The following is an 8614-nucleotide window of genomic DNA, read 5'->3' as shown; positions in this document are numbered from 1 at the left end:
GAGGTTATTCCCACGCGGTAAAAAAAGAATGGAAAAAGACCGCGTGAGCGGTCTTTTTTCAGCAATAGGCTTATTCTTTGGGTGCTATGAGAGAACCGCTTACTCGAGAGCAGTGTTTAAAAAGCAGTGTATGAAAGTGTTTGCCACCTAAGAAAGGCAATTGAAAACCGGAAGCAATCGCCTTAGAGGGTGCAAAAAGGGCGCGGGGAATTCATTTCCCCGCGCCCTTTTAAGGTTTCGTTTCCGCAGACTTCGCACAAAACGCGCCCGACGGATAAGCATTTTAAAAAGAGACGTCAGCCGGAAAATGCTTAGACTGCGGGGATGACGGCGCCGCCGTAGGTGGTGGTGATGAACTCACGGGCAGTTTCGGACTGGAGAGCCTCTACCAGCGCAAGGACGGCGGGGTTGTTCTCGTTGCCCTCTTTCACGGCGATGATGTTCACATAGGGAGAATTGGCATCCTCAATGGCCAGAGCGTCCTCCGCGGGGTTGAAGCCCGCTTCCATGGCATAGTTGCTGTTGATAACGGACAGGTCCACTTCCTCAACGGTGTTGGGAATCATGGCGGCCTCCAGCTCCTTGAAGGTCAGGTTCTTGGGGTTCTCGGCAATGTCGTTGGGCGTGGCCGTCAGGTTGGCGCTGTCCTTCAGCTTGATGAGGCCCTGGGCCTCCAGCAGCAGGAGGGCGCGGCCTTCGTTGGTGGCATCGTTGGGAATGGCGATGACGGCTCCCTCGGCAAGGTCAGAAAGAGCGGTGGTTTTGCCCGCGTAAATGCCCATGGGCTCGATGTGAATGCCGCCCGCATTCACAAGATGAGTGCCGTTTTCGGCGTTGAAGTTATCAAGGTAAGGCACGTGCTGGAAGTAGTTGGCGTCCTCGCTGCCTTCCTCCACGGCGGTGTTGGGAACCACATAGTCGCCGTATTCCGTGACCTGAAGATCAATGCCTTGCTGGGCCAGAATGTCTTTCACGGCGTTCAGAATTTCGGCGTGAGGGGTGGCGGAGGCGGCGACCTTCAAGGTGACGGTTTCGGCGGGCGCAGAGCCGGAAGCAGAAGCGGAACCGGCCGAGCCGGATGCAGCGGAGCCAGAGCCGGTGTTTCCACAGGCAGCAAGAGAAGCGGTGAGGCCAAGGGCCAGCGTCAACGCAAACAGTTTTCTTTTCATCAGTTGTTCCTCCATTAAAAATAAATATATGTTGATGGTATGAAGTTATATTTCAATGGCCGTGTTTCCCGCCGTCGCGCGCCGACGAGAGATGTGGGTCAAAAAAATAACGGAAAGGGAAGGCCCAGAAGCGGACCCGAAAATCAAAGCGCCGGAAAAAGGACCGCTGTTATTTCAGGCGTTTGTCGATTCTTGCGGACAGGAAGCTGAAAACGGTTTGGATGCCCTGCACCAGCAGGATAATGAGAATCACGGTGACCAGAAGCATGGAGGGAATGCGGCGCTGATACCCATAGCGAATGGCAAGGTCACCCAGTCCTCCCGCGCCCACTGCACCGGCAATGGCGGTATAGGCGAGAATGGTGATGATGGAGATAGAGCTGCCCAGCAGCAGAGAGGGTTTCGCCTCCGGCAGATAGACCTTCCGGATAATCTGGAAAGGGGAAGCGCCCATGGCCTGCGCCGCCTCCACGACTCCAGCGTCCACCTCCGCCAAAGAGGTTTCCACCATCCGGGCGATGAAGGGGGCGGCGGAAATCACCAGCGGAACGATGGCGCCCCGGATGCCGATTTTCGTGCCAACGATGAGCTTTGTAAAGTCCATGATGGCCACCATCAGGATGATGAAGGGAAGGGAGCGGCCCACATTGACAATCCACCCCAGCACCACGTTCAGACCCCTGCGGGGCAGGATGCCGTGGGGCTGGGTGACGCCGAGCACGATGCCCAGAGGAAGGCCCAGCAGGTAGGCAAAGACGGTGGAGACCATGGTCATAATCAAGGTGTCAAGAGCGCCCTGCCCAAGAAGGGGGCCGTATTGATGCCAGAACGCGGATGTAAAAATCTCAGCCATAGTATGCGGCCTCCTCTCGCTCATAGGTAACGTGGTGTTCCTTTAAAAATGCCAGCATTTTTTGAGTTTGCTCATAATTTTCCGGCAGCTCCAGAAGCATCTGTCCGTGGGCGTTGCCGTCGATATCCTTGGTGTCGGCGTACCAGATGTTCACCGGCGCGCCGCTGGCGAGGACCATGCCGGAGACAATGGGATGGTCGGAGGTGTTGCCGTCAAAGGTAATACGGTATAGCGGGCCGCAAAATTTGCTCTTTTGGGAGATAGCGCCCCGGGGCGTGATGAGCTGCCGAGCTGCGGGGGTTTGCGGATGGTGGAACACGTCCGCCACCGCGCCCTGTTCCACTATGTGGCTGTCGGAAATAATGGCAACCCGGTCGCAGATTTGCTCTACCACCGTCATCTCATGGGTGATGACCACCACGGTGACGCCCAAGGTCTCGTTCAGCTCTTTTAAAAGCGCCAGAATAGACTGTGTGGTGGTGGGGTCCAAGGCAGAGGTGGCTTCGTCGCAGAGAATCACCTTGGGGTCCGTCACCAGCGTCCGGGCGATGGCCACCCGCTGCTTCTGTCCGCCGGAGAGCTGGGCCGGATAGGCGGATTCCTTATCCTCCAGACCGACCAGCTTCAAAAAAGGGCGGGCCTTTTGACGGGCTTCACTTCGGCTCATACCCGCAAGCTCCAGCGGAAAGCACACATTATCCAGCGCCGTGCGCTGGAAGAGCAGGTTGAAGCCCTGAAAAATCATGCCGATGGACTGGCGGACTTTGCGCAGCTTCTTTTGGGAAAGACCGGTTAGCTCTGCGCCGTTTACACGGACAACACCCGCGGTGGGTCGCTCCAAAAGATTGATACAGCGTACCAGTGTGGACTTTCCTGCGCCGGAAAGGCCGATGATACCGAAGATTTCCCCCGCCTCCACGCTTAGGGTCACATCGTCCAGCGCGGTAACGCCGCCGGCAAAGGTTTTGGTCAGATGCTCAAGTTCGATCATGGACATAGCAAGCATCCTCCTTTATACAGTAATTTAGGCAACAAAAAACGCCCCTGATGCCATGCATCAAGGACGAACGTAAAAAACGCCGTGGTACCACCTTGGTTCGCGCGCCTCCTCACGGGGGCGGCCTTAGAGAGTGCAGTCACACTCCTGCGCGCTGACGGGCGCTCCCGTCGCGGCCTGCGCATACGCGGTCGGCCACGCAACTCCGAAACCATCTTCCACAAACCCTTCCGTACCTCTTCTCACCTGCCGAGGCTCTCTGCAACGTATCTGTTTGCGTACTCTTTCCTTCATCGTCTTTTCAATGTTTAATTGTTGCATTTAAGTTTACGAAAGTTTCCCAAGTTTGTCAACAGGGAAAAATTGCTGTAAAATAAATATAACCACAAAAATATTCTGTTAAAAGCAACAAAAAACAAAGGGGAACCATTTGAAGAAGAGCGAAATGTGGGGAATCGAATTGCAAATTTCGGGCAGAACTGATATATTATGAAAGCAGTATTTTTACAATGGGTGGAGGTAGCGTGTGCCAAAACAAAACCATAATTTTATGACGCGCTACTTGCGTGATTTTCTCTGCGGGGCTCTGATCGGGGCAGGTGCGATTTTGCCCGGAGTGTCCGGCGGGGTGCTTGCGGTGGCATTTGATTTATACCGGCCGTTTATGGAGGTACTGACCCACCCCAAGCGGGCACTACCAAAGTACTGGAGGCGGATTCCCGCGCTTGGATTGGGCTGTGCCCTTGGCTTTATGAGCTTTGCAAGGGGAATTTCGGCGGCGCTGAACGTATCTGCGGCGGTGACCACATGGGCATTTATCGGGCTGATTGTGGGAACGGTTCCCTCCCTTTACCGGGAGGCAGGAAAAGAGGGACGCAGCCGTGCTTCCTGGATCAGCATGGGCGTGTGCGCCGGGACGATTTTTGGTGTGCTGTTTTACGTGGGACGAGTACTGTCCGTGCAGCTTACGCCGGGGTTTTGGTCCTTTACCCTCAGTGGAGCTCTGTTTGGGTTGGGAATTGTGATTCCGGGGCTGGCGGCTTCCTCGGTGCTGATGGCGCTGGGACTGTATCAGCCCTTAATGGACGGGCTGTCGGCTCTGGATCTGTCGGTGTTACTGTCCACGTTGCCGGGACTGGTTTTAACGGTGGTCCTTTTGGCGCGGGTGGTGAATTGGGTGTTTCAAAAACATTACGACATTGCGTTTCACGGAATTATGGGGGTTGTGATTGCCTCTACGCTGGTGATTATCCCCGTGCATTACGAGGGCGTGGGAGAGCTTGTTCTTTCTGCGGTATGCGCAGGTGCGGGATTTCTTTTGGCTTTTGGAATCAGCAGATTGGATCAGGGAACACAAGGGAATGGTCCGAAAAACGCCGGATAAGAAGTTGCAAATTTAATTCAATTATTAATTAGCTGCCCCGCAGAATGTTACGCTGCGGGGCAGCTACATTTTACACTGCCTAGAAAAAGTCGAACAATGGTTCAAGACAGATTGTACAGAGAGGCCATAACGAGGTAAAGCTGCGAAAACGGGCGGGTGACGTTCCAGATGCCTGCACCCCGAAAGCCGTATTCCCGGATGAGGCGGAGGCGAGCAGAGAGACTGCGGGCGTCGTCAAACCAGACCTCGTGGATGGCACCGTCCCGATCTGTATAGTGAAAAAAGGGGGCTTGTGCCGTTTCGTCATACTGAATCGCGACGTTGTACTCAATGGCCAGTTCAATCGCTTGTTGGTTGGAGATAGACTGCGCCTTGGACTCGCCGGCCACAAAGGGAAGGGTCCAGTCGTAGCCATAGTTGGACAGGCCAAGGATAATTTTTTCAGAGGGAATTTGGGTAATGGCATAGTCCAGCACCGCGCGAACTTGAGGTAGGGGGGAAACCGCCATGGGAGGACCATATGTATAACCACTGCCGGGTTATAGGCCATTTTCAGCAGGCGCTAATTTCGGATAGACAAATAACTGTAGATTGCTTTTCGTCCATTGGCCGCCAACGGTTTTGGAGTATACGGCATGATCGAGTGCGGACTTGAGCAGGGCATTCTTGTCAGCCGCATTTGTCAGAGAATCGTAGATTTCCAGAACACCTTTTATACGGGGAATCAGTTGGCGGCGGGCCTGCTTTACACTATTGAGTGCGGCGAGGTGCTTATGGAGGTTCTGCGCGGCTTTTTCTGCCTCACTGATTCTTGCTGCCAGCAGGCGCGAACGCTCTAAAAAAGTTTCCTGCGTATAAATACCTTGCTCCAGCAGGTCAAACAGGTTCCCTTTCTGCGTGTTGAGTTTGTTTAAGCTCATTTCCGCAGAAGCAAGCGCACGCTCCAACTCTGCGTGGTCTTCTCCGGTCTCCTCTTGCTGCGCAATCTTGAGTTGATAGTTTTGCAGCCAGGTTTTCAGTCCTTCCATTAGTGCTCTTTCCACAGCGTCTCTGCGGCTGCCTTTTGTTGTGCACTTTGGCGTGGGGCACATCAGCATGGGTGCACCGTGGCGGCCCTGGGGCAGTTGCACAAGGGAGCGCCCGCACACGGAGCAATAAATCAGCCCGGCCAGCGGGTTTGCAATTTTTCGGTTGCCGGGGACCGGGGCATGGCTCCGCCCGCCCATGGCGGACATAGCTCGCCGCCAAGTATGCTCCGGTATAATCGGTTCATGAAGGCCCTTTTGTAGCTTACACTGCTTGCTAACGGGGAAGGTTGTCTGAAGCACACCGTCAACCATTTGCTTTGTTTGGGGGCGATATGCCCAACGGATAAACCCCGCGTAGGTGGGGTTTTTGAGGACCTCCCGGACACTGCTGGCCGACCACTGCACGCCGCCGGGAGAAGCCACGGCCTGCGCGTTAAGCTGGTTGGCGATGGCATAGCTGCCGACGGGAACCAGCGTCCCATCCGGACGCGCCTCTCCGTCGGTATAGAGCCGGAAAATTTCCTGCACCACCCGGGCCTGCTCCGGGTCGATTTCCAATGTATAGCCTTTCTGGTGGTCCAGCTTTTTCTTACGGTAGCCGTATGGAGGCGTACCGGCAATATACTTGCCCTCGTTCAGAGACGCCATGCGGCCTCGCTGTAAGCGGCGGTTGATGGTCATATATTCCCGACGGGACATGAACAGGCCAAATTCAAAATACTCCTCATCGGCTTCATCCGACGGATCATAGATTTTATCCGGCGTGATGATTTTGGTGTTGCTGTATTTAAACGTCTCGGCAACAGTGCCCTGATCACGCGTATTACCACGGGCCAGACGGGGGACCTCCATCACCAGCACGCCCGCGTATTGCCCGGACTCCACGGCGGACAGAAGCTTTTGCATTTCCGGACGCTCGGCGATGGTATCGCCGCTGACGACCTCCTCGAAAATATCGGAGACAGTATAACCCTGTTTGGACGCCAGCGTAAGCAGTGTATCCCTGTGGCGCTGCAGCGTATCAAACGCACCGGTTTCCAGCTCCATGTCCCGGTCCTTTCGGGATTTTCGCAGATAAATCAAAAACTGCTCCATGGTTCCTCCTGTGGCAAGCGCCGCCCGGAAGGGCGGCGCTTAATTCTTACGGATAGGCGGCACTAGTAATTATGTAAACACATCTTCATTTTTATGCGAAGGGTGCGAGAGAAAGTGGATTGAATCGCACAAATCAATACCGTGTTTTGCCCTTGTTCTAAAACTCTTTGTCTGAACTGTTCGCGCAAATTAATGTTGAACTATTGTATCATTAAAAGGGGAATTTTTTAAGTCGAAGGAAAAGAGACGGCTTTATGATCATCAGATCGCTGTGTGAAGCCGCAAAACAAAAGCGGTATGAACTGGCGGGCCTGGGTGAAGGTGCGAATTACTGAAAAAGCGAATAGGACAAGCTTTCTTTTAGTACATTGCGGTGAGGTGATGATTATGGCGCACTTAGGTAAATTCCCATTTGTCCCCAATATGGAGGACTGTAAGATGGTTGTGAAGACCGATGGGGCCGTCTGCTACATCATGGATACCTTCTGCCGCAATATGACACAAGAGGAGAAAGCGGAGGCAGACCGAAAGATGATTCAGATCTACTTAAACGCCGAAATGCGGAAGCTGTCCAGCGAGCAGCCCCATGCGTGATGCTGCCGCCGCTGACGGCGATGGACAAGCTGCAGGAAGATATCAGATGCCGTACATAAAAAACCAGCCTGAAGACGCAGGAATGATAAGGTGAGCCGCGCCGGGGGAGGCAGAGATTATTGATGGCTGTGAAAAATTATAAGGTAAGGTACGAAATTAGCGGATAAAAAAGAAGCTCGCCTAAAAGGCAAGCTACTTCTTATCGTCCCCAGGCTTTTGGCGGTTACCGGATTGTTTCTTGGAGTTTCGGCTTTCCCCATCAAGCGCACTCTGTGCAAATGTGGGGCCGCCTTTGGATTTTAACTTGCGTATCTCTTTTGGGTCGAGTTGGCTGTCTTTGGCCATAAAATCACCTCGTACATAGTATGTCCTCGATTTTGAAAGTAATTACACGTCAGAAAATGGAGGTTCGAAAAGAATGAATAAAAGTCGTGTCATTTGCAATTATTGCGCCAGCAATAGGTGAGATTGTAAATTCCATCCAGCTCCAGCGGCATGCCGTAAATGCGGCACATATTTTCGGTGACCTCCTCGTCTACAATCCAAAACCGGGAATCTTTTTTGAGATATCCATAGCCATGAACGTATCCAGCTAAAAACCGGAGTGGCACCGCTCACGCTGCGCCACTCCACTTAAAACTCAATATTTCTTGCTCAGAGACTTTTTTGTGTTGTCTGCACAATTTGGGGCGATTCAGCTGTTGGAAACAGCGTGAGAGCTTTTATTAGGCAACCTTCACTATCAATGGACAACCGCATAAAACAAATGTATAAAGAAAGAAAACAAGTAACATTCCAACTTTTACAACAAATATATATTTATACGGCACCGATCCATAATTGAACGGCCGGATTAAAAAAGAAAGAGAAAGGAAAAGAATGTACGAAGTTTCCGGTGTATGTTGTAAATATGGGCATCGTTGTAGCGGAAGATGGGAAGAAACGTATGGAATTTTCTGCGTACTAAATGGAGAGATTCTCAAGGAAATTAATGATAGTTTGATTTAGCAGATGCTTGTCTCAAATATAGCTCGCCTGTTTACAAAATCCGGACTGTGACTAAATAGATTTAAGCCTACGTTAAAAGCTTTGATCTCCGTGGGGAGTGATACGCTAAAGGAAATTGGAATGTTCCATAAAGTACGCTAGTCTTTTTTACTGATGTATAAGTCTTCTGCTTGATCTAATGTATTAATGAGCTTTTCACGAAGGGCGTTTAATGCATTTTCCGCATCAATAATCGTATTAAATAGAAGCAAATACTCTTGTGATAGATTTTCCATTACAGATACCTCCTTTCTTAGAATGTTGTGTGAAGAATTGCAACCCATATTATAGAGAATGTCTGCGTCGAATTTCACTGTAATTTGTCAAAAGTTAAAGTACTTTTGAAAAATGTGCAGAAGCAGACCGAATGTATGCATTTTTCCGGCGGTAAAGATATCAATAAATAAGCTGCGGAAGAATCTGAAGGATTCTTCCGCAGCTTATTTT

The 8614-nt window shown here is 51.9% G+C and carries 8 protein-coding genes and 1 other annotated feature; of the genes, 2 read left to right on the top strand and 6 right to left on the bottom strand.

The features are described 5' to 3' along the window. Window positions 1-311 precede the first annotated feature (311 nt). The 3 genes from RT018_RS03755 to RT018_RS03745 form a co-directional block, all read right to left on the bottom strand. Window positions 312-1169: a MetQ/NlpA family ABC transporter substrate-binding protein gene (locus RT018_RS03755; protein WP_312939431.1), complete on the bottom strand. Its 858-nt coding sequence runs from the start codon at window positions 1167-1169 to the stop codon at window positions 312-314. A gap of 169 nt (window positions 1170-1338) precedes the next feature. After that, the gene (locus RT018_RS03750; RefSeq protein ID WP_312939430.1) at window positions 1339-2022 is read right to left on the bottom strand and encodes a methionine ABC transporter permease; all 684 of its coding nucleotides are present in this window, start codon (window positions 2020-2022) and stop codon (window positions 1339-1341) included. Next, a complete protein-coding gene (locus tag RT018_RS03745) occupies window positions 2015-3013 on the bottom strand; it encodes a methionine ABC transporter ATP-binding protein (protein WP_397359687.1) in 999 nt (332 codons plus the stop codon). The genes RT018_RS03750 and RT018_RS03745 overlap by 8 nt, the downstream gene beginning before the upstream one ends. 65 nt (window positions 3014-3078) lie before the next feature. Next, window positions 3079-3322, bottom strand: a binding site (T-box leader). 223 nt (window positions 3323-3545) lie between these two features. Between RT018_RS03745 and RT018_RS03740 the strand changes: the two genes are divergently transcribed. Further along, window positions 3546-4403 carry an undecaprenyl phosphate translocase family protein gene (locus RT018_RS03740; protein WP_312939426.1) on the top strand — a complete coding sequence of 286 codons (858 nt, stop codon included), beginning with the start codon at window positions 3546-3548 and terminating at the stop codon, window positions 4401-4403. A gap of 101 nt (window positions 4404-4504) precedes the next feature. Here RT018_RS03740 and RT018_RS03735 read toward each other — a convergent pair whose 3' ends face one another. Together RT018_RS03735 and RT018_RS03730 are read right to left on the bottom strand one after the other, a co-directional pair. Further along, window positions 4505-4912: a glycosyl hydrolase family 18 protein gene (locus RT018_RS03735; protein ID WP_312939424.1), complete on the bottom strand. Its 408-nt coding sequence runs from the start codon at window positions 4910-4912 to the stop codon at window positions 4505-4507. Between the two features lie 30 nt (window positions 4913-4942). After that, window positions 4943-6526: a recombinase family protein gene (locus RT018_RS03730; protein WP_312939422.1), complete on the bottom strand. Its 1584-nt coding sequence runs from the start codon at window positions 6524-6526 to the stop codon at window positions 4943-4945. A 438-nt stretch (window positions 6527-6964) separates the two neighbouring features. Between RT018_RS03730 and RT018_RS03725 the strand changes: the two genes are divergently transcribed. Further along, entirely contained in the window at window positions 6965-7120 is a 156-nt protein-coding gene (locus tag RT018_RS03725; protein WP_312939420.1) for a hypothetical protein, read from the top strand. Between the two features lie 1145 nt (window positions 7121-8265). Here the strand turns inward: RT018_RS03725 and RT018_RS03720 are convergent. After that, complete coding sequence (locus RT018_RS03720; RefSeq protein ID WP_312939417.1) at window positions 8266-8403, bottom strand: hypothetical protein; 138 nt, start codon at window positions 8401-8403, stop codon at window positions 8266-8268. Between the last annotated feature and the right edge of the window lie 211 nt (window positions 8404-8614).

The organism is Oscillibacter sp., from assembly GCF_032060045.1.
In the GTDB taxonomy this organism is placed as follows: Bacteria; Bacillota; Clostridia; order Oscillospirales; family Oscillospiraceae; genus Oscillibacter.
The sequence above is the reverse complement of the archived record's forward strand: the minus strand, read 5'-3'. Positions and strand labels throughout refer to the sequence as shown.